The organism is Cryptosporangium sp. NPDC051539 (assembly GCF_044454545.1).
Taxonomy (GTDB): Bacteria; Actinomycetota; Actinomycetes; order Mycobacteriales; family Cryptosporangiaceae; genus Cryptosporangium.
Window position 1 is genome coordinate 554459 of the sequence record NZ_JBITDV010000002.1, and the last position, 25418, is coordinate 579876.

The 25418-nt window shown below is 70.5% G+C and carries 21 protein-coding genes; 20 read left to right on the forward strand and 1 reads right to left on the reverse strand.

The window, feature by feature from the left end; translation table 11 throughout:
* Positions 1-113 precede the first annotated feature (113 nt).
* From ACIBZJ_RS08565 to ACIBZJ_RS08595, 7 genes are read left to right on the forward strand one after another with little or no spacing between them, the layout of a single operon-like run.
* Positions 114-1085, forward strand: a complete 972-nt coding sequence (locus ACIBZJ_RS08565; protein WP_395927050.1) for an LLM class flavin-dependent oxidoreductase — start codon at positions 114-116, stop codon at positions 1083-1085.
* Positions 1086-1112: 27 nt separating this feature from the next.
* Complete coding sequence (locus ACIBZJ_RS08570; RefSeq protein WP_395927052.1) at positions 1113-1886, forward strand: enoyl-CoA hydratase-related protein; 774 nt, start codon at positions 1113-1115, stop codon at positions 1884-1886.
* A 10-nt stretch (positions 1887-1896) separates the two neighbouring features.
* Positions 1897-3069, forward strand: a complete 1173-nt coding sequence (locus tag ACIBZJ_RS08575; RefSeq protein ID WP_395927054.1) for an acyl-CoA dehydrogenase family protein — start codon at positions 1897-1899, stop codon at positions 3067-3069.
* Positions 3062-4153 (forward strand): acyl-CoA dehydrogenase family protein, encoded by a 1092-nt coding sequence (locus tag ACIBZJ_RS08580; RefSeq protein ID WP_395927056.1) that lies wholly within the window; start codon positions 3062-3064, stop codon positions 4151-4153. The genes ACIBZJ_RS08575 and ACIBZJ_RS08580 overlap by 8 nt, the downstream gene beginning before the upstream one ends.
* The gene (locus ACIBZJ_RS08585; RefSeq protein WP_395927058.1) at positions 4150-5739 is read left to right on the forward strand and encodes an AMP-binding protein; all 1590 of its coding nucleotides are present in this window, start codon (positions 4150-4152) and stop codon (positions 5737-5739) included. Before ACIBZJ_RS08580 ends, ACIBZJ_RS08585 begins: the two co-directional genes overlap by 4 nt.
* Before the next feature lie 14 nt (positions 5740-5753).
* Positions 5754-6626, forward strand: a complete 873-nt coding sequence (locus ACIBZJ_RS08590; protein ID WP_395927060.1) for an SMP-30/gluconolactonase/LRE family protein — start codon at positions 5754-5756, stop codon at positions 6624-6626.
* Positions 6627-6680: 54 nt separating this feature from the next.
* Positions 6681-7907, forward strand: a complete 1227-nt coding sequence (locus ACIBZJ_RS08595; RefSeq protein ID WP_395927062.1) for a TetR/AcrR family transcriptional regulator — start codon at positions 6681-6683, stop codon at positions 7905-7907.
* 1 nt (position 7908) lies between these two features.
* Here ACIBZJ_RS08595 and ACIBZJ_RS08600 read toward each other — a convergent pair whose 3' ends face one another.
* The gene (locus ACIBZJ_RS08600; RefSeq protein WP_395927064.1) at positions 7909-9789 is read right to left on the reverse strand and encodes a hypothetical protein; all 1881 of its coding nucleotides are present in this window, start codon (positions 9787-9789) and stop codon (positions 7909-7911) included.
* A 360-nt stretch (positions 9790-10149) separates the two neighbouring features.
* Here ACIBZJ_RS08600 and ACIBZJ_RS08605 point away from each other — a divergent pair, with 360 nt between their 5' ends.
* From ACIBZJ_RS08605 to ACIBZJ_RS08665, 13 genes are read left to right on the forward strand one after another with little or no spacing between them, the layout of a single operon-like run.
* Positions 10150-11088, forward strand: coding sequence for an ABC transporter permease (locus tag ACIBZJ_RS08605; protein WP_395927066.1), 939 nt, complete (start codon positions 10150-10152; stop codon positions 11086-11088).
* Positions 11085-11993, forward strand: coding sequence for an ABC transporter permease (locus ACIBZJ_RS08610; protein ID WP_395927068.1), 909 nt, complete (start codon positions 11085-11087; stop codon positions 11991-11993). The genes ACIBZJ_RS08605 and ACIBZJ_RS08610 overlap by 4 nt, the downstream gene beginning before the upstream one ends.
* Positions 11990-13777, forward strand: a complete 1788-nt coding sequence (locus tag ACIBZJ_RS08615) for a dipeptide ABC transporter ATP-binding protein (RefSeq protein ID WP_395927070.1) — start codon at positions 11990-11992, stop codon at positions 13775-13777. Before ACIBZJ_RS08610 ends, ACIBZJ_RS08615 begins: the two co-directional genes overlap by 4 nt.
* Positions 13774-15339, forward strand: coding sequence for an ABC transporter substrate-binding protein (locus ACIBZJ_RS08620; protein WP_395927074.1), 1566 nt, complete (start codon positions 13774-13776; stop codon positions 15337-15339). The genes ACIBZJ_RS08615 and ACIBZJ_RS08620 overlap by 4 nt, the downstream gene beginning before the upstream one ends.
* A 7-nt stretch (positions 15340-15346) precedes the next feature.
* Positions 15347-16033 (forward strand): GntR family transcriptional regulator, encoded by a 687-nt coding sequence (locus ACIBZJ_RS08625; RefSeq protein ID WP_395927076.1) that lies wholly within the window; start codon positions 15347-15349, stop codon positions 16031-16033.
* A 7-nt stretch (positions 16034-16040) separates the two neighbouring features.
* The gene (locus tag ACIBZJ_RS08630; protein WP_395927078.1) at positions 16041-17171 is read left to right on the forward strand and encodes a mandelate racemase/muconate lactonizing enzyme family protein; all 1131 of its coding nucleotides are present in this window, start codon (positions 16041-16043) and stop codon (positions 17169-17171) included.
* Positions 17172-17181: 10 nt separating this feature from the next.
* Positions 17182-18615 (forward strand): aldehyde dehydrogenase family protein, encoded by a 1434-nt coding sequence (locus ACIBZJ_RS08635; RefSeq protein WP_395927080.1) that lies wholly within the window; start codon positions 17182-17184, stop codon positions 18613-18615.
* 27 nt (positions 18616-18642) lie between these two features.
* Entirely contained in the window at positions 18643-19542 is a 900-nt protein-coding gene (locus tag ACIBZJ_RS08640) for a dihydrodipicolinate synthase family protein (protein WP_395927082.1), read from the forward strand.
* A complete protein-coding gene (locus tag ACIBZJ_RS08645) occupies positions 19539-21140 on the forward strand; it encodes a GMC family oxidoreductase (protein ID WP_395927084.1) in 1602 nt (533 codons plus the stop codon). Before ACIBZJ_RS08640 ends, ACIBZJ_RS08645 begins: the two co-directional genes overlap by 4 nt.
* Positions 21137-21610 (forward strand): hypothetical protein, encoded by a 474-nt coding sequence (locus tag ACIBZJ_RS08650; protein WP_395927086.1) that lies wholly within the window; start codon positions 21137-21139, stop codon positions 21608-21610. Before ACIBZJ_RS08645 ends, ACIBZJ_RS08650 begins: the two co-directional genes overlap by 4 nt.
* Before the next feature lie 35 nt (positions 21611-21645).
* Complete coding sequence (locus ACIBZJ_RS08655) at positions 21646-22821, forward strand: YgeY family selenium metabolism-linked hydrolase (RefSeq protein WP_395927088.1); 1176 nt, start codon at positions 21646-21648, stop codon at positions 22819-22821.
* Positions 22818-23948: a diaminopropionate ammonia-lyase gene (locus ACIBZJ_RS08660; RefSeq protein ID WP_395927090.1), complete on the forward strand. Its 1131-nt coding sequence runs from the start codon at positions 22818-22820 to the stop codon at positions 23946-23948. Before ACIBZJ_RS08655 ends, ACIBZJ_RS08660 begins: the two co-directional genes overlap by 4 nt.
* A complete protein-coding gene (locus tag ACIBZJ_RS08665; RefSeq protein WP_395927092.1) occupies positions 23941-25374 on the forward strand; it encodes an aldehyde dehydrogenase family protein in 1434 nt (477 codons plus the stop codon). The genes ACIBZJ_RS08660 and ACIBZJ_RS08665 overlap by 8 nt, the downstream gene beginning before the upstream one ends.
* The last annotated feature ends 44 nt before the right edge of the window (positions 25375-25418 follow it).

The window sequence follows — 25418 nt, forward strand, 5'->3', positions numbered from 1 at the left end:
AGTCAAGATACGAGTTAGCGGTCATTGACACTTGTGACGTTCCGCGCCTACGTTCTGACGACCGGCGCTCGACGGTGCAGCCGGGCCCTCCCATCGCGCACAGAGGAGTGACGATGAAGCTGGGATGCTCGTTCGCGACGTCATTGGCAACCCCCGAGCACATCCGCATCGCGGAAGAGCTGGGCTACGAGCGAGCGCTGTGTTACGACTCGCCCGCCCTGTACCCCGACGTCTGGATGGCGCTCTACCGGGCCGCGGAGCTGACCGATCGCATCGTGCTCGGGACCGGCGTCCTGATCCCGGCGCTGCGTCATCCGATGGTCACCGCGTCCGCGATCACCACGCTGGTCAGCGCCGTCGGCGAGGACCGGGTGATGGTCGGCGTGGGGAGCGGCTTCACCGGCCGGATGGCGATGGGCAAACCGGCGATGCGGTGGGCGGAGGTCAAGCACTACATCGAGGTCGTCCAGGCTCTGCTGCGCGGCGAACGAGCCGAGTGGGACGGCGCGATCATGCAGGTGATCCACCCCGACGAGCGCTTCGGTCCCGGCCCGGTCTCGGTGGCGTGGGGGGTCGCGGGCGAAGGCCCGATGGGCACCCGGGTCGCCCGCGACGTCGGCGCCGAGTTGTTCCGGATCAGCGCGCCTGAGCCGGGCTTCGACGACCAGATGATGATCGTGTCGGGCACCGTGCTCGACGAGGGCGAAGACCCCGGCTCACCGCGGGTGATCGATGCGGCCGGTGGGTACGCGGCCCTGTTCCTGCACTGGGCGGTCGAGCACGACCAGATCGACGTACTGCTCGGCGAGGCCGGGCACGTGTGGGCGGCCGCGTACGACCACATCCCGAAGGACGTCCGCCACCTGGCCATGCACGACCGGCACGTCGTCGGTGTCAATGACATCGACCGGCCGTTCGTCAACGGCGCGGTCGTGACCGCGTCCGGCGCGGCGTTGACGGCGAAGGACTGGCGGGCGCGCATCGACCAGTTCGAAGAGGCGGGTGTCTCCTACCTGCACTACCAGCCGGCCGGCTCCGACATCCCCCGCGAGCTCGAAGCCGTCGCCGCCGTCTTCCGCAGCTGAGCACCCCCGAGAGGAGCGCTGACCCCGATGCGCGACCTGCGCTTCATCGAGCTCGAGCCGGACGGGCCGATCGCGACGGTGTGGCTCGACCGTCCCCCCGTCAACGCCACCGACACGCAGTTGTACAACGAGATCCACCACGTCTTCAGCCACGTGGACGACTACCTGCCGGACGCCAGGGCCCTCGTCCTGGCCGGCCGCGGACCGCACTTCTGCGCGGGCAACGACCTGGCCGAGTTCCAGACCATGGATCCGGACAACGCGCCCGAGCGACTGCGGACCGCCCGGGAAGCGTTCTGGGCGATCTACGACTCGCCGACGCCGGTGATCGCCGCTGTTCACGGCGTCGCGGTCGGGTCGGGCCTGGCCATCGCCGCCTCGTGCGATCTGGTCGTCGCCGCGCAGGGCGCACGATTCGCCACTCCGGAGGTCAACGTGGGTGTCCTCGGCGGCGCGAAACACCTCTCGCGGTTGGTGCCGCAGGGCGTCGTGCGGCTCATGCACTACACCGGTGACCTGTATCCGGCGGAGCAACTGCAGGCCTACGGCGGCATCGTCAGCGTCGTCCCCGCCGATCAGTTGCTCGAGGAGAGCCGGAAGCTGGCGCGCTCGATCGCCCGGCACAGTCCGGTGGCCCTCCGCCTCGCGAAGCAGAGCCTCAACGGCATCGAGTACCTGCCGCTCAAGCCGGGCTACGAGTTCGAGCAGGGCCTGACCAGGCAGCTGTCCGGATACGACGACGCCAAGGAAGCCGTGAACGCGTTCCTGGAGCGTCGTCCGCCGCACTACACCGGACGGTAAGGGGGCCGGAATGCACAGCGACACCGAATCCGTCGAGCAGTTCAGAGCTCGTGCACGGGCCTGGCTCGCCGGCGCCGACATTCCCGTGGTCGAGGAGGCCCTCGACGCCCGTTTCACGGTGCTACGGCAGTGGCAGAAGACGCTCTACGACGCGGGCTGGCTCGGCATCGGCTGGTCGACCGACTCGGGCGGGCCGGGACGCGGCCCGCTCCACCGGCTCGTGTTCGCCGAAGAGCTGGCCCGCGCCGGCGCACCGTCACCGATCGGCCTCATCGGCCTGGAGGTGGTCGGCCCGTCGATCGACCGCTACGGCACCGACGCGCAGCGGTCGGAGTTGCTGCCCCGGCTGCTGTCCGGCGACGACATCTGGTGCCAGGGTTTCTCCGAGCCGGGTGCCGGCTCCGACCTCGCCTCGCTGCGCACCAGGGCCGTGGTCGACGGCGACGACTTCGTGGTCTCGGGCCAGAAGATCTGGACCAGCTGGGCGCACGAGGCCCACTGGTGCGCGTTGCTCGTCCGCACCGACACCACGGTGCGCAAGCAGGCCGGAATCAGCTACCTGCTCGTCGACATGAGCAGCCCGGGCATCACGACCCGGCGCATCGAGCAGATGACCGGAGACCGCGAGTTCTGCGAGGTCTTCTTCGACGAGGTTCGCGTACCGGTCAGCAGGCTGCTCGGTGCGGTCGACCAGGGATGGGCGATCGCGTCGCACACGCTGGGAAGCGAACGGGCGTCCGCCGCGGTCCGCCGCCGCGTCGAGTGCGAGGTAGCGCTCGGCGAGGCGATCGCCGAGCTGCGCAGCCATCTCGCGGCGGCCGGTGAGTCGTCCGAACGGCGGCGGCGGATCACCGGGACCCTCGGCCGGTGTTACGCCGCGCTGCGGACGCTCGACGGCCAGACCCGGCAGACCACGGCCCGCCTGGTCGAAGGCGTCGGTCCCACTCCTGTCGACTCCGTCGACAAGCTGCTGCTCACGCACGTGGAGCAGCTCGTTTTCGGTGAGCTCGCGCAGCTCTTGGGCCCGTTGCGCGCCGTGACCGACGCACGGCCTCTCGGCCTGCCCAGCGAGCGCTGGGCTCGTGAGCACCTCTACTCCCGCGCCGCGTCCATCTACGGCGGGTCCTCGCAGATCCAGCGCACGATCGTGGCCGAGAAACTCCTGGGGTTGCCCCGTGGCTGACGACTTCGCCCGCTTCGGCCAGGCCGTCGACGAGTACCTCGCGCGGCACTACGCCCCCGACCGGCGCCGTGCCTTGCTGGGCGCCGGAGGATTCGACGCCCCGCTCGCCGCCGAGCTGGCCGACCTCGGCTGGTACTCGCTCGCCGTACCCGAATCCCGGGACGGACTCGGTGTTGCGCTGTCCGACCTCGGCGGGATGTTCGTGCAGGCCGGGCGCCACCTGCTGATCGGGCCGCTGCTCGAGAACACGCTGCTGCCCGCGCTGCTGCAACGCACCGGCGACTGGGCACGGTCGGACGCCCTGGCGGCCGCGGTCCGGACCGGCGTGCCGGTCGCGCTGGTCGATCCGGGCGTCTCCGACGACTGCTCCACGGACCTCGGGTCGGTCTCGCTCACCGGCGACCGGCTGCACGGCAGCGTCGCTGCCGTCCGGTTCGCTCCGCACGCGAGCCTGCTGGCCGTCGTCGCGGGCACGGTTCTCTGTCTGGTCGATCCGCACGCCGACGGCGTGCGGATCCGAGCACTGCGTAGCGCTGACCCCGCCGTGTCGTTCGGTCGCGTCGACCTCACCGACGTCCACGTCGACGCGGTGCTCGGCCGGGACGACACCGAGCTGATCACGCGGATCAGGGCCTGGGCGCGGCTGTTCCTGGCGTGCGAACTCGACGGGCTCGCCCGCGGCAGCCTCGACCGGACCGTTCAGCACCTGAAGACGCGCGAGCAGTTCGGCCGGCCGATCGGAGGCTTCCAGGCACTCGCGCACATCGCCGCCGACATGCACACCGCGTCGGCCGGACTGCACAGCCTGTGCTTGGCCGCGCTCGCCGACGCCGGCGACGCGACCGACGTCGCCGACCTCGAGCTCGTCGCCGCGTCGGCCAAGGCTCACGCGGCCGAGACGGCCGTACGGATCTGCGAGGACGCGATCCAATTGCACGGCGGGATGGGCTTCACGACGGAGAGTGACGTCAGTTGGTTCTACAAGCGCGCGGTGGCGCTGCGCGCTTGGTACGGCGACGAACACGAACTCCACCGCAGGATCGGCGCCACCCTGCTGGACCGCGCGACGGAGGCCCTCGCATGAAGCCGACCCGACTGGACCCGCAGCGCCGTCTCGACCACACGCGGTCGGGCGCCTGGACCGGAACTCTCGTCGACTCCCACCTGACCGCCGCCGCGACGGCCACCCCGGGCCGGGTCGCGGTGATCGACCGGGACCGATGCTGGAGCTACGCCGACCTCGACCGCGCGGTCGACCGGTTCGCCGCCGCGCTGCAGGCGCAGGGCGTCGCCGCCGGGGAGGTGGTGTCGTGGATTCTTCCCAACTGGGCCGAGGCCATCGTCGTGCACCTCGCCGCGCTCCGGATCGGTGCGGTCAGCAACCCCATCATCCCGATCTACCGCCACCGCGAGACCGCGTTCATCCTCCGGCAGGCACGGACCTCGGTGCTCGTCGTACCCGGCGTCTTCCGGCGGTTCGACTACCCCGCGATGGTCGAGGAGATCCGGGCCGGACTGCCCGACCTCACGACCGTCGTGGTGGTCGGCGAGCCCGCCCACGAGGGCCACGTCTCCTTCGAGAAGTTCCTCGCCGGGGGAGACCCCGAGGCGCTGCGCCGCGGTTCACGGGACGCCGGTGACGTCGCCCTGCTGCTGTACACCTCCGGCACGGTCGCGGCCCCGAAGGGGGCACTGCACAACCACGACACCCTCGACTACGAGAACCGCAGCATCATCAACTTCTTCGGTCTCACCGGGTCCGACGTGGTGTTCATGCCCTCGCCGGTCGGTCACATCATCGGAGTCCTGTACGGCCTGCAGCTGCCGTTCATGCTCGGTACGACCGTCGTCCTGCTCGACGTCTGGGAGCCGGGCAGGGCCCTCGAGCTCATCGAGCGGCACGCGTGCAGCTTCGTGGTGGCCGCGACCCCGTTCCTGCTCGGCCTCGTCCAGCACCCGGCGCTGGCCGACCACGACGTCAGCTCGTTGCGCGTGTTCGCCTGCGGCGGTGCGGACGTTCCGCCGGAGCTGGTGCGCAGCGCCACCACCGCGCTGGGGTGCATGGTGAGCCGGGGCTACGGGTCGACCGAGTTCCCCACCGCGAGCGCGTGCAACGACTCCGACGACCTGGGCAAACGCGCCACGACGGACGGCCGTCCGATCGCGGCCGCGGAGGTGCGCGTCGCCGAGGACGGTGAGCTGCACGTCCGGGGCCCCGAGCTGTTCCTCGGCTACCTCGACAGTTCCCTCAACGACGACGCGTTCACGGCTGACGGGTGGTTCCGCACCGGCGACCTCGCCCGCATCGACGCCGACGGTTACGTCGAGATCACCGGCCGCCAGAAGGACATCATCATCCGCTCGGGCGAGAACATCAGCGCCAAGGAGATCGAGGACCAGCTCTTCGAGCACCCACAGGTCGCCGAGGTCGCGATCGTCTCGTCGCCCGACCCCGTGGTCGGCGAACGCGTGTGTGCCGTGGTCGTTCCCCGACCCGGTCGGAGCGTGACGCTCGGCGAGCTCGTCGCGTGGCTCGAGGCACGGCGAATGGCCAGGCAGAAGTTGCCCGAACGGCTCCTGCTCGTCGACGAACTGCCCCGCAACGCCAGCGGCAAGATCCAGAAATTCAAGCTACGCGAACTGGCCCGCACGACGACAACCGCACGATGACCAAGGGGACACCCATGCAGCAGCACGACCGCACCGAGTTCGCTTCGGGGCACCAGTTCCTGGAGGGCCTGCGCTGGCACGACGGCCGGCTGTGGGCGAGCGACTTCTTCAGCAAGGAGGTTCTGACGTTCGCGTCGGACGGCAGCGCCACCACGGTGGCCGTCGTCGACGGCGCACCCTCCGGGCTGGGCTTTCTCCCCGACGGCACACCGCTCGTCGTCTCCCAGGCCGGCGCCACCGTCGAACGGATCGAGCCGGACGGCACCACCAGCACGTTCCGCGAGTTCGGCCCGATCGCCGGCGGCCCCGGTAACGACATGCTCGTGACCGGCGAGGGGCACATCTACGTCGGCAACTTCGGTTTCGCGATCGGCGCGGAGGATCCCAAGCCCACGTCGCTCGGACACATCGATCCGCAGGGCACCCTGACCGCGGTCGAGGGCGACGTCCTCTTCCCCAACGGCATGGCGATCACGCCGGACGGCAAGTTGCTGCTCGCCGAGACGTTCCGGCACCGGATCACCAGCTTCGACGTCGGCGCGGACGGAACGCTGTCCAACCAGCAGGTGTGGGCGCAACTCGGCGAGGCCTACAACCCCGACGGCATCGCGCTCGACAGCGACGGGGGGATCTGGTTCGGTAACGCACTCGTCGAGGGCGATGCCAGCGGCTTCTACCGGGTCGTCGAAGGCGGCGAGATCACGGACAAGGTCCCGGTTCCCGACGCGCAAGCCATCGCCTGCGCCTTCGGTGGTGACGACCTCGCCACCCTGTACCTGGCCTGCAACGCCACGACCCTTGCCGACTTCGTCCAGGGCAAGTCCAGCGCGACGATCGCCACCGCCTCGGTCGGCCGCGCGGGAGCACCCGGGTCGGCCGGCGGCTGAGGCCGGCCGCGTTGTGGCCTAGGATCGCAAGAAACCACGAGGAGGGCCGCACGCGTGAGCCCCGCCGCCCCGAGCCTGCCGGCCGCGGAGCCCTCCTCGTCCCGGTCGCGCGAACGACGCGACGAGATCGCGCGGAACGCCGGCGAACTGTTCGCGGCGCGCGGGTTCCACGCCGTCCGCATGGACGACATCGCCGAGGCGAGCGGCGTCACCGCCCGTGTGCTGTACCGCCACTACTCGAGCAAGCAGGCGCTTCTCGCGCACGTCGTGCTCGACGACCAGCAACGGCTCATCAACACGCTCACCCGGCTGACCGCCTCGCCCGCGGAGGAGCGTGACCTCGACTCGACGCTGCGGACCATCGTCGACGCCGCGCTCGAGAGTCGTCGGCTGTCTCCCCTGTGGCAGCGCGAGGCCCGCCATCTCGACGCCGACGCGTATCAGCGCGTCCGCGACCACACCCGGTCGATGGCCAAGCAGTTCACCGCGCTGCTCCTCGACCCCGGCCGGCCGGGCCTCGACGCCGCAACCGCCGAGGTCAGAACCTGGGGTGTCGTCAGCATCCTCACCGGTTCGGGCCTGCACGAACCGGCTCTTGCGCGACCACACCTCGATCGCGAGCTGGTCGCGTCGAGCCGGCGTGTGATCGACCTGCCCGCGGAGCCCGTCACCCCGGCCGAACGGACCGCGGCGACCGGACGAGCCCCCCTGTCGCGGCGCGACCAGCTCATCGACGCGGCGGCGAAGGCTTTCCGCGAGCGAGGATTCGGCGGGGTCAGCGTCGACGACATCGGGGCTCAGGTCGGGTTCGTCGGACCCGCGTTGTACCGGTACCACGACAACAAGGCCGAGATCCTCGTGGCGGCGGTCAACCGCTTCGACGAGTGGACGGCGCTCGAGGCCTATCGCGCCATGCACGCACCGGGCCCGGACGACGGCGTGCTGGCCCAGCTGGTGCGCGGCTACGTCCGGGTCGCCCTCGAGGCGACCGATCTGCTCGCGGTCTCCCTGACCGAGCGGCCCCATCTGCCCGACGCGGTCCGCGACCGATTCGACCGGGTCCAGGCCGATCAGAACGCGGAGTGGGAACGGTGGCTGCGGGTAGCGCGGCCGGACGTCGGCGAAGCGCAGGCGGCAGTTCTCGCGCGTACGGCCAGGACGATCATCCACGACTGCGCGCGAATCCCGCACCTGCGCCGTCACCCCGATCTCGGGGGCGAACTCACGAACGTCGTGCTGGCGAGCCTCGGTGTCCCACCGACCGCACCGCCCGGCCGGTGAGCTACCGCGCCGCACGGTCGAACGCGCCGACGACGTTCTCGTTGTCGGCGCGTGAGACGACGCAGACCGCGTACTTGCGACCGCCGCGCTGGCCGGGGGTCGGGTAGACGGCGTTGTAGGTGTACTCCGGGCCGAGGCCGCGCTGTTCGAACAGCGTCCCGCAGGCCTCTCGAGCGGCGGCGGACACGGTGGCGGGTTTCGGCAGGCGCTCCGACGGCCCGTACAGGATCGGATAGCCGAGGATCGCTCCCCAGTGCGACCGCGCGCACCGGGTGAACCGGACCCGGGACAGGTCGGCGAAGTACTGCGCGCGGTCGGAGATGCAGGCCCCGACCGGTGGGTTCTTCGGCAGCGCGGAAAGACCGAGGCTCAGGCTGAGTGCGGTGTCGGTCGCCGGGCGGCGGTGCGGATCGACCAGGCGATGGCGTGGCAGCCAGCTGTCGTCGAACCGGTGCAGCGCGCAGCCGGCGTAACGCGCGCCCGAGTTCCAGCGGTCTTCGCCGGGCCAGACCCCGTCGGCGAAGTGGTCGACCAGGCCCTGATCGGCCAGCATCCACAGGCACTCGAAGTTCACCTCCTGCTGCACGGCGTCGTCGCCGGGGTAGGACGACCACCGGGTGAGGTGCACGGAGCCGAGGATCTCGCCCCAGTGCTGCTCGCCGCAGTCGACCGACGGTACGGTCGCGCGGTTGTCGTACCAGGCCCGTCCGGTGGCGATGCAGGTGCCCGCGGGGGCGATCTGGTCGGCGGCGCCGGCGATCACGGTGACCGGGTCGGTGTCGTCGTCGGTGTAGCGGTAGTGGAATCCCCAGACCACCCAGCCGGTGGCGACCGCGGCGAGAACCAGCAGAGCGACGGCTCGGACGCGGCGCCACGAGCGGGGAAGCGGCGGACGCCGGTCGCGGGGTTCGTCGAGGGGACGGATGCGCCTGCGGTCGACGATCTCGTTGGCGTCGTCGAAGTTCGCGGTGACCAGGGCCAGGGTCTGCGGGTCGGAGGCGTACCGCTGGGCGGTACTCAGCCAGCGACGGGCGGGCTTCTCGGCGGCGGCGCCCTCCTCGGCGATCAATCGAAGCGCACAGTCGTTGATGGCGAGCGCGAGGTCGTTGCGCAGACGGCTCACGCGAACCCCGTCCGTCTCGGCGCCCGGGACGTCGAGTTGCCGGACCAGGCGGAGGGCATCCTGGCGCAGCATGCTCATCGCCGCCGCCGGGCCCTCGGCGTCGAGGGATGCCGGGACGTCGCGCAGTGTGGCCTCGATCGCGGTGTAGAGCGGTTCGGCCGGGGTTCTGAGCAGGTCCAGGATCGTTTGACGTGGAGCGGGCCACGCCAGGGCGGCGCGCCGGAGGCCGGGCCGGTGGAGAGTGAGCGCGACCACGGGCTGGACGAGCGCAGCCGGGAGTTCGGCGCGGAGCAGGTCGATCGTGGCGTCGTCGGCGCCGCGGTGCCGGACGTGCTCCCAGAACCCGGGGTCGTCGAGTTGGGCGCGCCAGGCCCGGGCGGCTTCGCTCCACCGGGCGTCGAGTTCGTCGGCGGATTCGCCCTGGCCGTGGGCCTCGCCGTCGATCGCCTCGTGATGGGCCCGGACGGCGGCGTCGTGGCGCTGGTGCAGGGTGGCCGGGCACGGGCAATCGGCGGTCGGGGTATCCCATAACCAGAACAACTCGTGGACGATCCGCCGTGACGGATCGAGGATCACGTCGAACGCCGGCCCCCCGTGCCGGTGCCGGCGCACGCGGCGACGGTCGGCGTCGGTGGGCAGCTTGGTGATACGGAACGCGTTGCGCTGATACAGAGCCGGGCCTGCGAGCTCCCGCAACGTCGCCGTGAGAATCGCAGCAACCATGGCCGCCCCGCACGCCGCGTCGTCGATGTCGGGCACCAGTGGAGCAGCGGGCGCTACATGAGCCCTACATGCTCGGGCCGGGCCGGTCGCGTCACTCGGCGTCCCACCGGCAACCCCTTGACAGGCTGGTCGGCTGTCAACCACACTCCCGAACATGGGGGCGTACAGACGTACATCCTCGACAGCTTCGAGGCGCGAGGTATGTGCTCAAGGCACAGCCTCCGCGTGTGCCGGCCACTTTTGAGTTTTCACCTCGGTAACTGGCCGATCTCATTGTCGACAAACGACAATCTGGCCTAGGGAGTCGTCATCAGCTCACAGCTAGCAGTGCCGACAAGTGACCCGCCAGCACCGTCGCGTGCCGTCGATGGCAAGAAGCCGCATCTGATCCGGGCCTTGATCCTCCGGCGAGCCGGTTGGGGGGTGCTTTCGGTCGTCGCGGTCGCGGTCATCGTCTACGCCGCCACGGCGGTCCTCCCCGGAGACGCGGCCCAGGCGATTCTCGGCAAGCAGGCGACTCCCGAACGCCTCGCGCTCCTTCGTCACCAACTGGGCCTCGACAAGTCGGCCTGGGCGGGATTCGCCGATTGGTTCACCGGCCTGCTCACCGGAGACTTCGGTACGTCCCTGCAGACTCAGCAACCGGTCGGTGCCCTGCTCGCCCCGCGGCTGTGGAACTCCGCGGCGCTGGTGCTCCTCGCTGCGGTCGTCTCGAGCGTCATCGGCGTCGTATTGGGAGCGGTCACGGCCGCCCGCCGCGACGGGTTACTGGATCACGTTCTCAGCATCGTTTCGCTGGTCGCGAGCGCCCTGCCGGAGTACATCGTCGGTGTCTTCGTCGTCCTGTTCCTGGCGGTCAAGGTCCATGCGTTGCCGGCGATCTCGATCCTCGACCCGGGTGGCCATATCTGGGACGATCCCGGCAAAATCGTCCTCCCCGTGCTGACGCTCACCATCGTGGTCGTGCCCTACATCCTGCGAATGTGCCGCGGATCGGTGGTCGAGGCGCTGGACAGCGACTACGCGGAGGTGGCGAGGCTCAAAGGGGTGAGCGAACGCCGGCTGTTGTTCCGGCACGCGTTGCCCAATGCGCTCGCCCCCACCATCCAGGTCATCGGGCTCTCCCTGATCTACCTGGCCGGCGGCATCGTCCTGGTCGAGACCGTCTTCCAGTACCCGGGCATCGGGCTGGCGCTGGTGAGCGCCGTCAGCACCCGCGACGTGCCGGTCATCCAGGCGCTCGTCGTGCTGCTGTCGACGTTCTACGTCGTCCTCAACATCCTGACCGACGTAGCGGTTCTCCTGGTCACTCCCCGACGAAGGCTCCCGCGATGACCGACTCCGGCCCGAACCCCCGGCGCGAGCGCGGGGCGATCGCCCGGGCGCTCCTGGCCGCGCTCCGGTCCTGGCGGGGCCGCATCGGTCTCGGCCTCGTGCTCCTCGTGCTCGCGGTCGCCTTCGTCGGCCCGTTCGTCGCGCCGCACTCGGCCACCGACTTCGTGTCCCCGCCGAGTTCGCCACCCGGGGACGGGGCGATCGCCGGCTCCGACGGTCTCGGCCGGGACGTCCTCTCCCGTCTGCTGCTCGGTGGCCGATCGATTCTCTTCCTGGCCGCGGCGTCGACCGCGCTCGCGCTCGTCGTGGGCGCTCTGGTGGGAGTGACGGCCGCGTACCGGCAGGGCTGGGTGGAGACCGCGCTCATGCGCGTCGTCGACATCGTGCTGGCGTTCCCGCAACTGGTCTTCGTGCTCCTCGTCGTGAGCATCCTCGGCACCGACGCCTGGCTGCTGATCGTCACCGTCGCGCTGGCCCAGGCGCCACAGATCGCCCGGGTCGTCCACGCGGCCGCGCAGGACGTCTGCGAGCGCGACTACGTACGGGCGGTCGCCTTGTGGGGCGTGCCTCCGCGCAAGGTCATCACGCGGCACGTCCTGCCCAGCCTCAGCACGCCCCTGGCGGTGGAGGCCGGCCTGCGGCTGAGCTTCGCGATCGTCATCATCTCGGGTCTGAATTTTCTCGGTCTCGGGGTCCAGCCACCCGACCCCTCCTGGGGCGTCATGATCAACGAGAACCGGCTCGGCATGCCGAGCAACATCTGGGGCGTGGTGGCGCCGGCGGTGGTGCTCGGCCTTCTGGCCGTCGGAACGAACCTCTTCACGGACGCGTTCGCGCGCGCCGCGTTCGGCGAGGACCGCGCCGACGACGCCGTCATCGGCGCCGGGGTGGTGACCGCGGCATGACGGGCCTCAGCGTTCAGGGGCTGACGGTCACCAGCAGGTCGACGCCGATCGTCGCGGACGTCAGTTTCGAGCTGCGCCCGGGCCGGGTGCTGGGCATGGTCGGTGAGTCCGGGTCGGGGAAGTCGACCGTCGCCGTGGCACTCCTGGGACTCGCGCGCCGCGGGTGCGAGATCACGTCCGGCTCGGTCACCATCAACGGCCGCGACGTCCTCGCGATGAATCCGGGCCGGCTGCGGGAGGCCCGCGGTTCCCTCATCAGCTACGTGCCCCAGGACCCGGCGTCCGGACTCAACCCCGGCAAGAGAATCGGCTGGCAACTGCGCGAGGCGCTCACGGTTCACCCCGGCGTGCTGGGGAACGGTCAGTCGACCGAGGACCGGATTCGTGAGGTGCTCGCCGAGGCCGGGCTCCCGACCGACGGCGACCTCCTGCGCCGCTACCCCCATCAACTCTCCGGCGGGCAGCAACAGCGCGTCGCCATCGCCATGGCGTTCATCGCCCGGCCGGAGGTCATCGTCCTCGACGAGCCGACGACCGGACTGGACGTCACCACCCAGCGACTGGTCCTCGACACGGTCCGCGACCTCACCGAACGACACCAGGTCATGTCGGTCTACATCAGCCACGACCTGGCGGTCGTCGCGCAGATCGCGCACTCCGTCGCCGTCATGTACGCCGGGCGGATCATCGAGGTGGGGCCGGCCGCGCAGATCTTCGCGAGCCCCGGTCACCACTACACCGCCGGCCTCATCGCGGCGGCGCCCTCGGCGGTGCGGGCCTCGACGCTCCAGGGCATCGAGGGCCGCCCGCCGCGGCCCGGAGCCTGGCCGGAAGGGTGCGCCTTCGCCGATCGCTGCACCGGCGCGCAGCACGACTGCCGGACGGCGTTGCCTGCACTGACCGTGGTCGGCACCGATCAGGAGGCGCGATGCCTCCACCCGGTCGACCCGGGAACGTTGCGGCTGGCAGACCGGCCGGCGCCGACGCCGGTACCGCAACGGGCGTCCGCGCTGACCGTGCGCGGCCTGATCGCCGACTACGCCGGGAAGCGGGTACTCCACGACATCACCCTCGACGTCGACGCCGGCCGGTGCACCGCCGTCGTCGGCGAATCCGGCTCCGGCAAGACGACGCTCGCGCGCTGCCTGGTCGGGTTGCACAGTCACTGGGCCGGCGAGGTCACTTTCGAGGGCAGCGCGGTGCGGCCGGGGGCTCAGGACCGGGACTCCGAGCAGCGCCGCAAGATCCAGTACGTCTTCCAGAACCCGTTCGCCTCGCTCAATCCCCGGATGAGCGTCGCGGAGAACATCGAGGAGCCGCTGCGCCACTTCACGCGGTTCGGCCGCCGGGAGCGTCGTGACCGGGTGGACGCGATCCTGACCGAGGTGGCGCTCAGCGGTGCCTACGCCGACCGGATGCCCGATCAGCTCTCCGGAGGTGAACGCCAGCGGGTCGCCGTCGGCCGGGCACTGATCGCGGAGCCCGAGTTGCTGGTCTGCGACGAAATCACGTCCGCGCTGGACGTCTCGGTACAGGCACTCCTCATCGAGCAGCTGCGTCGTCTGCAGCGCGAGCGCGGCTTGTCGATGCTCTTCATCACCCACAACCTCGCGGTGGTCCGCAGCCTCGCGCAGGACGTCGTCGTCCTGGAGTCCGGCCACGTCATCGAGCAAGGACCGGTCGAGACGGTGCTGACGCACCCGAGCCACCCCTACACCGAAAAGCTGCTGGCCGACCTGCCCGACCTGGGTCGGCCCACCCCCAAGCACAAGGAACCGGTATGAGCAACAGACCTCTGCCCGACCTGTCGCGTCGGAAGTTCCTGCAGTACACGTCGCTGGGCGTGGCCGTGGCCGCGCTGGCCGCCTGTTCGTCGGACGCGTCGACAACGGCGAACGGTGCGACCGGCGCACCGCGGAAGGGCGGCACGCTGCGCGTCGGCAGCACCGGCGGCGGCACCACCGACACGCTCGATCCGCAGGCCTGGGCCACCCTGCCCGATCAGCTGCGGGTGCAGCAGCTGTTCGACCCGCTGGTCTGGCAGGGCGCGGACGGCAAACCCCAGCTCGTGCTGGCCAAGGAAATCACGCCCAACGCGGATGGCACCGAATGGACCATCACGATTCCGAGCGGCGTGACGACCCACACCGGGAAGCCGTTCACCAGCGAGGACGTGCTCTACAGCTTCCAGCGGATCATCACCAACAAGGCACCCGGGGCGTTCCTGCTCGGCCCGATCGATCTGAAGGGCTCCAGCGCACCGGACAAGACGACGACCAAGCTCAAGTTCTCCCAGCCCTACGGCGTCCTGCTCGACCTGCTGGCGTTCCCGTACTTCTACATGGTGCCGAAAGGCTTCGATCCGAAGAAGCCCGACGGCACCGGCCCGTTCAAGTACGAGAGCTTCACGGCCGGCGTCGAGAGCACCTTCGCGAAGAACCCGAACTACTGGCAATCCGGCCTCCCGTACCTGGACAAGATCGTCGTGACGAACATCGACGACGAGTCCAGCCAGGTCAGCGGGTTGCAGGCCGGTCAGATCGATGTGATCAACGCGCTCTCCGCGAGTTCCGTCAACGTTCTCAAGTCCGCTGGATTCACTGTGAAAGTCAATAAATCCGGTAACTGGGTTCCTTTCACGCAGCACTGCGGGCTCGAACCGTTCAAGGATCCTCGGGTCCGCGAGGCGTTCCGGCTCATCCCGGACCGCAAGCAGATGCTCGACCAGGTATTCGGTGGCTACGGCACGATCGGCAACGACGTCTTCAGCCCGTACGACGCGGGGTTCCCCACCGACCTGCCGCAACGTCAGCAGGACATCGACCGGGCCAAGTCGCTGCTCAAGGCAGCCGGCCACGCCGACCTCAAGGTCACGCTGACCACCGCCCCGGCCGCGGCCGGTGAGGTCAGCATGGCGCAGGTCTTCGCCACCCAGGCCAAGGCGGCCGGCGTCACGGTCGAGATCGCCCAGAAGGAGGTCGGGGCGTACTACACCGACTCCTACCTGAAGGTGCCGTTCGCGATGGACTACGGGACGAACCAACCGTTCCTCGCCAACGCGTCCCAGCTCATGATCGGCACCACGTCGTATTACAACGCGAACCACTTCGACGATCCGGAGTACACGAGCCTCTACCAGCAGGCGGTCGCGACGGTCGACGAAGCCAAGCGGAAAGCTCTCATCGGCCGGATGGCCCACATCGATCACGACCGCGGCGCGTACATCGTGCCCGTCTTTTCCCCCGCCATCGAGGCGTACTCGAACAAGGTCGGCGGCGTGACGACGTCCGTCACGGGCGTGAGCCCCAACAACGCCGACTTCAAGCACATGTGGCTGGCCGGATGACCGGCCCATGACCGACGCGCACGCCCCGGACGCCGGAACGGCTCAGGCCAAGCTGCCGCCGCTGGATCAGCGCACCACCCCGGAAGGGGCCCACCGTGTTCTGCGTCTGGCCATCCTGGGCGGTCTCTTCGTGCCCGGATCGCAACTGCGCGAGGCCGGCCTGGCCGCCGACCTCGGGATCAGCCGCGCGCCGCTGCGCGAGGCGTTCTCCCGGCTGGAGGAAGAGGGCCTCCTGGTGCGGGTCCCCTTCCGTGGCGCGTTCGTCGCCGAAGTCAGCCCCCGCACGATCGAGGAGATCGCCGCCCTGCGATACCTGCTCGAGCCGTACGCCGCCGAGCGGACCGCGACCCACCTGGGCGAGCAGACCGGCGTCCGGGTGCAGGAACTGGTCGGGGCATTGCGGTCCGCGGCTGACCAGCAGGACATGGTCGCGTCCGTCGACGCGCACCTGGCCTTCCACAGGTTCTTCTACCAGCACTCCGGCAACGCGCTGCTCGCCGAGACCTGGAGCGGCTGGGAGAACCGGCTCCGGTTGTTCCTCGCCGTCGACCACCGGGTCTACGACAACCTCGACGAACTCGCCAGCACCCACGAGCGCCTCGCCGAGCTCATCGAGACGGGCAACATGCAGCGCTTCCGCACCGAGCTCGCGCACCACGTCCACAAGGCGCCCGGCGCCCCGCTCGACGAATAGAGGCCGCGTGAAACTCCGGGAGATCAGCTGCTACGCCGTCGACATCCCGACCCAGCACGACACCTACGTGATGTCCCACGGCCGGGTCCTCACGGCGTTCCCGAGCACGATCGTCAAGGTCACCGCCCAGGACGGCACGGTGGGTTACGGCGAGGCCTGCACGCTCGGCAGCAACTACCTCGACGGCTTCCCCGAGTCCACCCACGCCACCGTCCGGCTGCTCGCCGACTGGGTCCTGGGCTGCGACGTGTTCGAGGCCAACGTGCTCGTCGACGGCATGGACCACCTGGTCATCGGCAACCTGAGCGGCAAGGCCGCGATCGACGTCGCGATGTGGGACCTGCGGGGCAAGCTGCTCGACCGACCGGTCGCCCAGCTGCTGGGCGGTGTCAAGAGCACGAGCATGCCCGGTTTCAAGGCGATCAGCCTGGGGTCCGCGGAGGCCATGGTGGCCGAGGTAGCCGAAGCCGCGGGCCGGGGCTACCGGGCCTGGCAGCTCAAGCTGGGCGACGACCCGATGGCCGACGCGGCCCGGGTGCGCGCCGTCGCCGCGGCGCTCCCGTCCGACTCCACGTTCCTGACCAGCGACGCCAACAAAGGCTGGACCGTGGCGCAGACGCTCCGCTTCGCCGCGGGTATCGACGGCGTCGACACCTACCTCGAGCAGCCGTGCCCGACGATCGCCGAACTCCGCGCGCTGCGCTCCGTGCTCGCCCGGCCGCTCATGGCCGACGAGGTGGTCCGGACCGAAGCCGACTGCCTCGAACTCCTCCGGGCCGGCTGCGCGGAGGCGATCAACCTCAAGGTCGTGCGGGTCGGAGGGCTCACCAAAGCCGCGCGCATCCGCGATCTGGCCCAGGCCGCCGGCTGGATGATCCTCGCCGACGAACCCCAGGGTGCCGACCTCGCCACCGCCGGCCTGACCCACTTCGCCGCCACGATCGATCCGAACCTGCTCCTGGCCACCGCCTACTTCATGGGCGAGGACATGAAGATCTCCTACCGCCCCGACAGCGACACCAGTGGTCCCCGGCTCGTCGGCGGCCGGGTCGAGTACGTCGACGCCCCCGGCCTCGGCATCCGGATCGACGAGAGCGTCCTCGGCGAGCCGATCTTCACCGTGACCGCACCGAACTGAAAGGTCCACCGTGGACAGGCTTCAGAACTTCATCGACGGCAAAGCCGTCGAGCCGCTCAGCGGCGAGTACACCGACGTCATCGACCCCACCACCGGCGAGGCCTTCGTGCAGGCCCCGCTCTCGGGACAGGCCGACGTCGACGCCGCCTTCCGGTCCGCCGCCCGCGCGTTCACGACCTGGAAGCGGAGCACCCCGGGGGAACGCAGCCTCCTGCTGTTCCGTATCGCGGACGCCCTGGAAGCCCGGAAGGACGAGTTCGTCGAGGCCGAGTGCCGCAACACCGGCAAGCCGGTCGCGTTCGTCCGCGACGCGGAGTTCCCCGGCACCATCGAGCACCTCCGGTTCTACGCCGCGGCCGCGCGCGACCTGCGAGGGCTCGCTGGCGGTCAGTTCCTGTCCGGCTTCGAGTCCACCGTCCGCCGGGAGCCGGTCGGTGTCTGCGGTCTGGTCTCCCCGTGGAACTACCCGCTGAACATGGCGGTGTGGAAGTTCGGACCCGCCCTCGCGGCCGGCAACACCGTCGTCCTCAAACCGTCGGACACGACCCCGGTCACGTCGCTGCTGGCCGCCGGGATCATCGGGGAGATCCTCCCGCCGGGCGTGCTCAACGTCATCGCGGGAACACGCGAGACCGGCCGGCTGATCGTCGCGCATCCGACCCCGGAGCTGATCTCGATCACGGGCAGCGAGCGGGCCGGCATCGAGGTCTCCGCGGCGGCCGCCGCCGACCTCAAGCGCGTCAGCCTCGAACTCGGGGGAAAGGCCCCGGTGCTCGTCTTCGAGGACGTGGACGTTCGCCGCGCCGCCGAGGCGATCGCCGGGGCCGGATTCCTCAACGCCGGGCAGGATTGCGAAGCGGCCTGCCGTGTTCTGGTCGCCGACGTGGTGCACGACGCATTCGTCGACGCGCTCGTCGACGCGGCGAAGTCGACGGCCTACGGCCCCCCGTCCGACCCGGACGCGACCTACGGCCCGCTCAACAGTGAGGCGCAGCTGACCAAGGTCGAGAGCTTCTTCACCGACCTGCCCGCCCACGCCACGGTGCTCACGGGCGGCAAAGCCGATCGGGCCGGCGGTGGCTACTACTTCGAGCCGACCGTCGTCGCCGACGTCCAGCAGCACGACCGCATCGTCCAGGAAGAGGTCTTCGGACCGGTCATCACCGTGCAGCGGTTCAGCTCGGAGGACGAAGCCGTCGCGCTGGCGAACGACGTGCGCTTCGGTCTGGCCGCCGGGCTGTGGACCACGAACCACGACCGGGTCCTGCGGGTCGGGGCCGACCTCGACTTCGGCAAGGTCTGGGTCAACTGCCACCTCGAGGTGGCCGCCGAGATGCCCAACACCGGCTACAAGCACTCCGGCCACGGCAACGACCTGTCCGTCCTCGCCATCGAGGAATACACCCGGGTCAAACACGTCATGAGCGCGGTCGCGCCGGCCTGAGCCACTCCGAACACAAAGGACTAACGCATGCCTGAGCACACCGCTTTCCGGGGCGTTCTCGCCGCCGTCGCCACGCCGTTCGACGCCGACTTCGACGTCGACGAGGCCGGTCTGCGCCGGCTGGTCGACGACCTGATCGCCGACGGCGTCCAGGGGCTGGTGCCGGTTGGCTCGACCGGCGAGTTCGCCTCCCTGAGCAACGCCGAGCGTCGCCGGATCGCCGAGATCGTCCTGGAGCAGGCCGCCGGTCGTGTCCCGGTCATCGTCCACACCGGGGCGATCACCACGAAGGAAGCCATCGGGCTCTCCCAGCACGCCGCGAGCTCCGGAGCGGCGGGCCTGCTGCTGCTCCCGCCGTACAAGGACCAGCTCTCGGCGGCCGAGAACGCCGCCTACTTCGAGGCCGTGGCCGACTCGACCCCGCTGCCCGCCATCATCTACAACCTCCCGGTGGTCACCGGTGTCAACCTGACGCCCGAGGACGTCGCCGGTATGGCGCAGCGCAGCCCGAACATCGCCTACGTCAAGGACACGTCCGGCGACTGGCACCAGCTGACCCGGTCCATCCACGACTACCGCGAGGTCTTCACCACGCTGGTCGGCTGGGACACGATGCTGCTCGGGGCCCTGGTCGAGGGCGCCGCCGGCTGCATCCTCGGCTCCACCAACGTGACGGCCAAGCCCTTCGTCCGGGTCTACGAGGCGGTCCGGGCCGGTGACCTCGTCGCGGCCCGGGCCGAGTGGAACCGCGTCTACCCGCTCACCCGGTTCCTGCTCTCCGGCGGTTACGTCGGCGGTCTCAAGGGCTCGATGGAGGCCGCGGGCCGGTCCATCGGCGCCTCCCGTGCCCCGATCGCCGGCCTTTCCCCCGAGCGGCAGACCGAGATCGCCACCATTTTGAAGGCGATGGAGAGCACTGCGGCATGAGTACTGACATCCCGGACGTCCTCGTGGTTGGCGCTGGCCCCTCCGGCGGCATGGTCAGCGCCGTGCTGCGCGCGGGCGGGCTCTCCGTCACCTGTCTGGAACAGGGCGACTGGGTGACCGCGTCGGACTTCCCGGCCAACCACCCCGAGTGGGAACTGCTGGTGCAGCACCAATGGGCGCACGACCCCAACGTGCGCAAACTGCCTGCGGACTACCCGACCGAGCTCTCCGGCTCGGACATCACGCCGGTCATGTACAACGCGGTCGGGGGCTCCAGCCTGTTCTTCGGGGCGCAGTGGCCCCGCCTGCTGCCCTCCGACCTGAAGGTCGCGTCCACCGATGGTGTGGCCGCCGACTGGCCTCTCACCTACCCGGAGCTCACCCGTCACTACGACGCCGCGGACCGGATGATCGGCGTGGCGGGTCTGGGCGGCAACCCGGCCTACCCCGAGGGCCTGGACTATCCGCTGCCGCCGCACCCACTCGGGCCGCTGGGCCGCACGGCGGCAACCGGCCTGAACGAGCTCGGCTGGCACTGGTGGCCCGGCACCATGGCCATCCCCAGCGTCCGGTTCCGCGAACTCGCCCAGTGCGAGCGGTGGGGGACGTGCGAGTGGGGCTGCCCCCGGGGCTCCAAGGCCTCGGCCGACCTCGCCTTCTGGGTGCATTCGCTGCGTTCCGGGGTGCAGCTGATCACCGGCGCCCGGGTCCGGGAAGTCCTGGTCGACGCCCGGGGCCGGGCCCGCGGCGCGGTGTGGCTCGACCGGGACGGGACCGAGCACGAGCAGCTCGCCCAGGCCGTCGTGCTCTGCGGCAACGGCATCGGGACGGCCCGGCTCCTGCTCAACTCGGCGCCCGACGGGCTGGCCAACTCCTCGGGGCTCGTCGGCAAGAACCTCATGCTGCATCCGAACGCGGCCGTGCTCGGGGTTTACGACTCCGAGATGCGCAGCCACCGGGGCCCGCTGGGCGAGACGCTCGTTTCGCTCGAGTTCTACGACACCCGCCCGGAGCACGACTTCGTCCGGGGCGTGAAGTTCGGCGCCCACCCGTTCCCCGGCGTCCTCAACCAGATCGAGTTCCAGCGCGGCCTGGAGTTCCGGGACCTGTGGGGATCCGCGATCCACGACGTCGTGGCCGCCCACTCGCGGAGCTTCTTCTTCTCCGGTCAGATCGACGACCTACCGGAGGAGACCAACGCCGTCACCCTCGACCACACCCTCACCGACGCGCACGGCATCCCCGCACCGAGGATCAGCTACCGCATCAGTGAGAACAGCCGGAAGCAGCTGGCCTTCCTCGCCGACCGGATGGACGAGGCGCACCACGCGGCCGGCGCCGTGCGTACCGTCCGGCTGCCGCTCGCCACCGACCAGCCCGGACACCTGCTCGGGACGGCGCGGATGGGGCGGGATCCCGGCAGCTCGGTCGTGGACCCGTACGGCCGGGCGCACGACGTCCCCAACCTGTACGTCGCCGACGGCAGCGTGTTCGTGACGGGCGGAGCGGTGAACCCCACCGCGACGATCGTCGCCCTGGCTCATCGCGTCGCCCGGCAGATCGTGGCCACCGCCGGCGATCAGCAGGTGGTCGCATGAGCGCACCGCTGTCGGTCCCGGTGCGGTCCCGGGCACCGCGCCACCTGACGGAACGCGAACGCCGCACTCTGGCGGCCGTCGCCGACAGCCTCGTCCCACCGACCGCCGCCAGCCCGGCCCCGAGCAGCGAACCGGACTTCTGGGACAAGGTCGACGTCGCCCTGGATGCTCGCGCCGAGGCGTTCGCACTGATCACCGAGTCGTTGGCCGCGCTCGCGGAGATTCCGGCCGACGCCCTGTTGACCACCCTGGAGGAGCTGGCCGGAGCCGCCCCCGCGGCTTTCCAGGCTCTCAGCACCGTCGTCGCCGGCGCGTGGCTGCTGACCGCGGCCACCCGCGACCGCATCGGCTACCACGGGCCGCGGCCGGACCGGGCCGGTGTCGAGGAGGCCGCGGACGAGATCTCCGACGGGATCCTCGACCCGGTCCTGGCCCGGTACGACCACCACTCACCCCGCTGGGTCCGTTGATCCGCCGGCTCGCGCCTCCAGACAGGACGTTCCCGATGATCGACGACGACGCTCTGGACGATTTGCTGCTGCGCCTCATCGCGACCCCGGGCCTGTCCACCGACGAGGCGGCGGTCGCCGCGGTCCTCACCGGGCAGTTGCGGGACCTCGGCCTGGAGGTCTCCGTCGACGAGCTGGGCAACGTGATCGGCCGTCGCGAGTACGGGCCCGGCCCGACCGTGATGATCGACTGCCATCTCGACACCGTTCCCGTCGTCGACGCCGGCGAATGGACGCGCGATCCGGCCGGAGAGAAGGCCGGCGGACGCATCTACGGCCGGGGCGCCGTCGATATGAAGGGCCCGATCGCGGCCGTTCTCCACGCGCTGGCCGCACCCGGCACCCGCACGAGCGGAACGGTGGTCTTCGCCGGCACCGTCGCGGAGGAGCTCGTCGAGGGCCCGGCCGCCCTGCACGTGGCACGGGCCGTCCGCCCGGACTACGTGCTCATTTGTGAACCCTCCCAGCGGCGCATCGCGCGTGGACAGCGTGGCCGGGCCGAGATCGTCGTCGAAATCGAGGGAGTCTCCTCGCACTCCGCGTACCCCGGGGAAGGCATCAACGCGGCCGAGGTCATGACCGACGTGATCGCCGTCCTGCGGGAACTGACTCCGCCGGCCGACGAGACGCTCGGCGACGGGATCCTCGTCCTCATCGACGTGAAGTCCGAGCCCTACCCGAGCCTGTCGACCGTGCCCGAGCGTTGTCGGGCCACCTTCGACCGGAGGACTCTGGTCGGGGAGAGCGAGGAGGACGTCCTGCGACCCGTCCGGGCCGTCGTCGACGCCGTCTGCCGGCAATGGAAGGCCCGTGGCGCGGTCACGATCGCCACCGAGGAGTTCCTGACCTACACCGGCCATCGCCTCCGGGCCCAGAAGTTCGCGCCCGCCTGGCTCTTCGACGGCGCCGCGCCGATCGTGGCCGGAGCAGTCGGCGGCCTGCGGGCCGCGGGCCTGGACTCCGCGGTCACCCACTACCGGTTCTGCACGAACGGCTCCGGAACGGCCGGCCACCTGGCCATCCCCACCATCGGCTACGGCCCCGGCTCCGAAAGCCAGGCGCACACGGTCGACGAGTACATCGAGCTCGACGATCTCCGTCTGGGCGCCCGCGGGTACGCCGCCATCCTCACCGCACTGCTCCGCCCGACCCTCCCGGAAGCCGACCGATGAGCCTGCCTGCCCTCACGCCCCGGATCGCGATCGTCAATCCGCACACCGACCCGACCCGTATCAGGAGCAGCTCCGGGCCGGCCGTCCGGGCTTTCCACGAGACACTGCCCGGCTACCGGCCGAGCCCGCTGGTCGACGCCCCGGCGCTGGCCGCCAAGGTCGGCGTCGCGTCGCTCTCGGTCAAGGACGAGTCATCTCGGCTGGACATGCCCTCGTTCAAGGTGCTCGGCGCCTCGTGGGCGACGTTCCGGGCTCTCAGCGCACTTGTCGGACCCGGAATCGGAAGCCTTCCGGAGCTCGCCGGTCGTCTCGTCGATCGGAACCTCACACTGGTGGCCGCCACGGACGGCAACCACGGCCGGGCCGTCGCCCGGATGGCCCGGCTGCTGCACGTCGGTGCGCACATCCTCGTCCCGCGCGACATGGTGGCCGCCCGCATCGAAGCCATCCGTGCGGAAGGCGCCGACGTGACCGTTGTGGACGGCAACTACGACGTCGCGGTGGCCGCGTCCGCGGCGCTGGCCGACGAGACGCACCTGGTCATCTCCGACACGTCCTGGCCGGGCTACGAACAGGTTCCGGCCTGGGTGATCGACGGCTACTCCACCATCGTCGAGGAAGTCCTGGCCGAACTCGGGACCTCGGGACGGCAGCGGCCGACGGTCGTGGTCGCCCAGATGGGGGTCGGGGCGTTCGCGTCCGCCATGATCCGCGGGTTCGTACCGACCGGCGCCCGTCTGATCGGCGCCGAGCCCACCAGGGCCGCCTGCGTCCTGGAGAGCATCCGCGCCGGGCAGCCGGTGCAGCTCGACGGGAACCTCGACTCCATCATGGCCGGCCTGAACTGCGGCACCCCGTCCCCGCTGGCCTGGCCGGACCTGCTCGCCGGTCTCGATCGTGTGGCCGCCGTCGACGACGACGACGCCGAGCAGGCCATGCGTGATCTGGCGAGCATCGGGGTCGTCTCCGGGGAGAGCGGAGCCGCGGGTTACGCCGCCCTGCTCGCGCACGCGGCCGAGCTCGGACTCACGCCCGACGATCACGTTCTCGTCATCTCCACCGAAGGAGCCACCGATCCCGTGGCCTACCAGCGGATCGTGTCCTACCGGAAGGACTCCCATGTCTGACCTCACCATTTCCACGCTCATCGACGGCGAGTCCGCCCCGGGCACCGGGGCGGAGGAGATCGAGGTGCTCAACCCCTCGACCGGCCGGCCCATCGCCTCCTTCCGCGAGTCCGGCGCCGACCAGGTCGACGCCGCGGTGGCCGCGGCGCGCGCCGCCGCCCGGGGCTGGGGGCGAACCACGCCCGGCCGGCGGTCCGAGGCCCTCACCGCCCTCGCCGATCTGGTCGCCACACACTTCGACGAGATCGCCGCGCTCGAGAGCGTCGACGCCGGAAAACCCATCACCGCCGCCAGGACGGTCGAGATGCCGGGCATCGTCAACGGCCTGCGCTTCTTCGCCGGCGCCGGGCGGGCGAGCGCCGCCCTCGCCGCGGGGGAGTACGTCGAGGGAAACACCGTGATGATGCGGCGGGAACCCGTGGGGGTCGTCGCGGCGATCACGCCGTGGAACTTCCCGCTCCAGCAGGCGGTGTGGAAGATCGCTCCGGCGCTGGCCACCGGCAACACGGTCGTCATCAAGCCGGCCGAGAACACCCCGCTGTCCACCGCCCGGTTCGTGCAGCTGGCCAACGAGATCCTGCCTCCCGGGGTGCTCAACGTCGTCCACGGCCGCGGTCCGACCACCGGTGAGGCGCTGGCGAGCCACCGCGACGTCGACCTCGTCTCGTTCACCGGCTCGACCCGGGCGGGCGCGCGGATCGCGTCGCTGGCGGGAAGCAACCTCAAGCCGGTCGTGCTGGAACTCGGCGGGAACGCCCCCGTGATCGTGTTCGACGACGCCGACCTGGACGTCCTCATCCCGAAGCTGGTGGTGGCGACCCTGTTCAACGCCGGGCAGGAATGCATGTCGGGCAACCGGATCCTGGTGGACCCCGCGCTCCACGACCAGCTCGTCGAGCGGCTGGCCGCGGGTATGGCCGCGTGGGTGCCCGGTGACGCCTCGGACGAGAAGACCCAGCTCGGGCCGTTGATCAGCGAGGCCCACCGGACCCGGGTGCGGAAGGCCGTCGAAGGCCGGAGCGCGTCGACCGAGCTGGTGATCGGCGGTGACGCGCCGGACCGTCCTGGCTTCTACTTCAATCCGACGCTGGTCACCGGGGTGGCCCAGGACGACCCGCTGGTCCAGGAAGAGGTGTTCGGTCCGGTGGCGACCGTGCAGACGTTCGGGTCCGAGGAGGACGCCCTGCGACTGGCCAACGACACCGCGTACGGGTTGGCTGCCTCGGCCTGGACCCGCGACGCCGGCCGGGCGATGCGCGCCGGGCGCGAGCTGAACTTCGGGAGCGTCTGGATCAACGACTACTTCGTCCTCGGGCCCGAGATCGCCCAGGGTGGCTTCGGTGCGTCCGGGTTCGGCAAGGAGGGCGGACTGCCCGGCTTGGACGAGCTGACCCGCCTCAAGCAGGTCTCGATCAGCCTCATCTGAGCTGCGGTAGCGTCGTAGGACAGGTTTCAGGTCGGAGGAGGGGC

What these genes read in the sequence shown, in the direction of transcription:
- ACIBZJ_RS08625 (WP_395927076.1), top strand. Translation starts at nt 15,347, where the DNA reads ATGACCGACGCGCACGCCCCGGACGCCGGAACGGCTCAGGCCAAGCTG.
- ACIBZJ_RS08660 (WP_395927090.1), top strand. Translation starts at nt 22,818, where the DNA reads ATGAGCCTGCCTGCCCTCACGCCCCGGATCGCGATCGTCAATCCGCAC.
- ACIBZJ_RS08640 (WP_395927082.1), top strand. Translation starts at nt 18,643, where the DNA reads ATGCCTGAGCACACCGCTTTCCGGGGCGTTCTCGCCGCCGTCGCCACG.
- ACIBZJ_RS08655 (WP_395927088.1), top strand. Translation starts at nt 21,646, where the DNA reads ATGATCGACGACGACGCTCTGGACGATTTGCTGCTGCGCCTCATCGCG.
- ACIBZJ_RS08585 (WP_395927058.1), top strand. Translation starts at nt 4,150, where the DNA reads ATGAAGCCGACCCGACTGGACCCGCAGCGCCGTCTCGACCACACGCGG.
- ACIBZJ_RS08610 (WP_395927068.1), top strand. Translation starts at nt 11,085, where the DNA reads ATGACCGACTCCGGCCCGAACCCCCGGCGCGAGCGCGGGGCGATCGCC.
- ACIBZJ_RS08615 (WP_395927070.1), top strand. Translation starts at nt 11,990, where the DNA reads ATGACGGGCCTCAGCGTTCAGGGGCTGACGGTCACCAGCAGGTCGACG.
- ACIBZJ_RS08590 (WP_395927060.1), top strand. Translation starts at nt 5,754, where the DNA reads ATGCAGCAGCACGACCGCACCGAGTTCGCTTCGGGGCACCAGTTCCTG.
- ACIBZJ_RS08575 (WP_395927054.1), top strand. Translation starts at nt 1,897, where the DNA reads ATGCACAGCGACACCGAATCCGTCGAGCAGTTCAGAGCTCGTGCACGG.
- ACIBZJ_RS08620 (WP_395927074.1), top strand. Translation starts at nt 13,774, where the DNA reads ATGAGCAACAGACCTCTGCCCGACCTGTCGCGTCGGAAGTTCCTGCAG.
- ACIBZJ_RS08565 (WP_395927050.1), top strand. Translation starts at nt 114, where the DNA reads ATGAAGCTGGGATGCTCGTTCGCGACGTCATTGGCAACCCCCGAGCAC.
- ACIBZJ_RS08570 (WP_395927052.1), top strand. Translation starts at nt 1,113, where the DNA reads ATGCGCGACCTGCGCTTCATCGAGCTCGAGCCGGACGGGCCGATCGCG.
- ACIBZJ_RS08665 (WP_395927092.1), top strand. Translation starts at nt 23,941, where the DNA reads ATGTCTGACCTCACCATTTCCACGCTCATCGACGGCGAGTCCGCCCCG.
- ACIBZJ_RS08645 (WP_395927084.1), top strand. Translation starts at nt 19,539, where the DNA reads ATGAGTACTGACATCCCGGACGTCCTCGTGGTTGGCGCTGGCCCCTCC.
- ACIBZJ_RS08650 (WP_395927086.1), top strand. Translation starts at nt 21,137, where the DNA reads ATGAGCGCACCGCTGTCGGTCCCGGTGCGGTCCCGGGCACCGCGCCAC.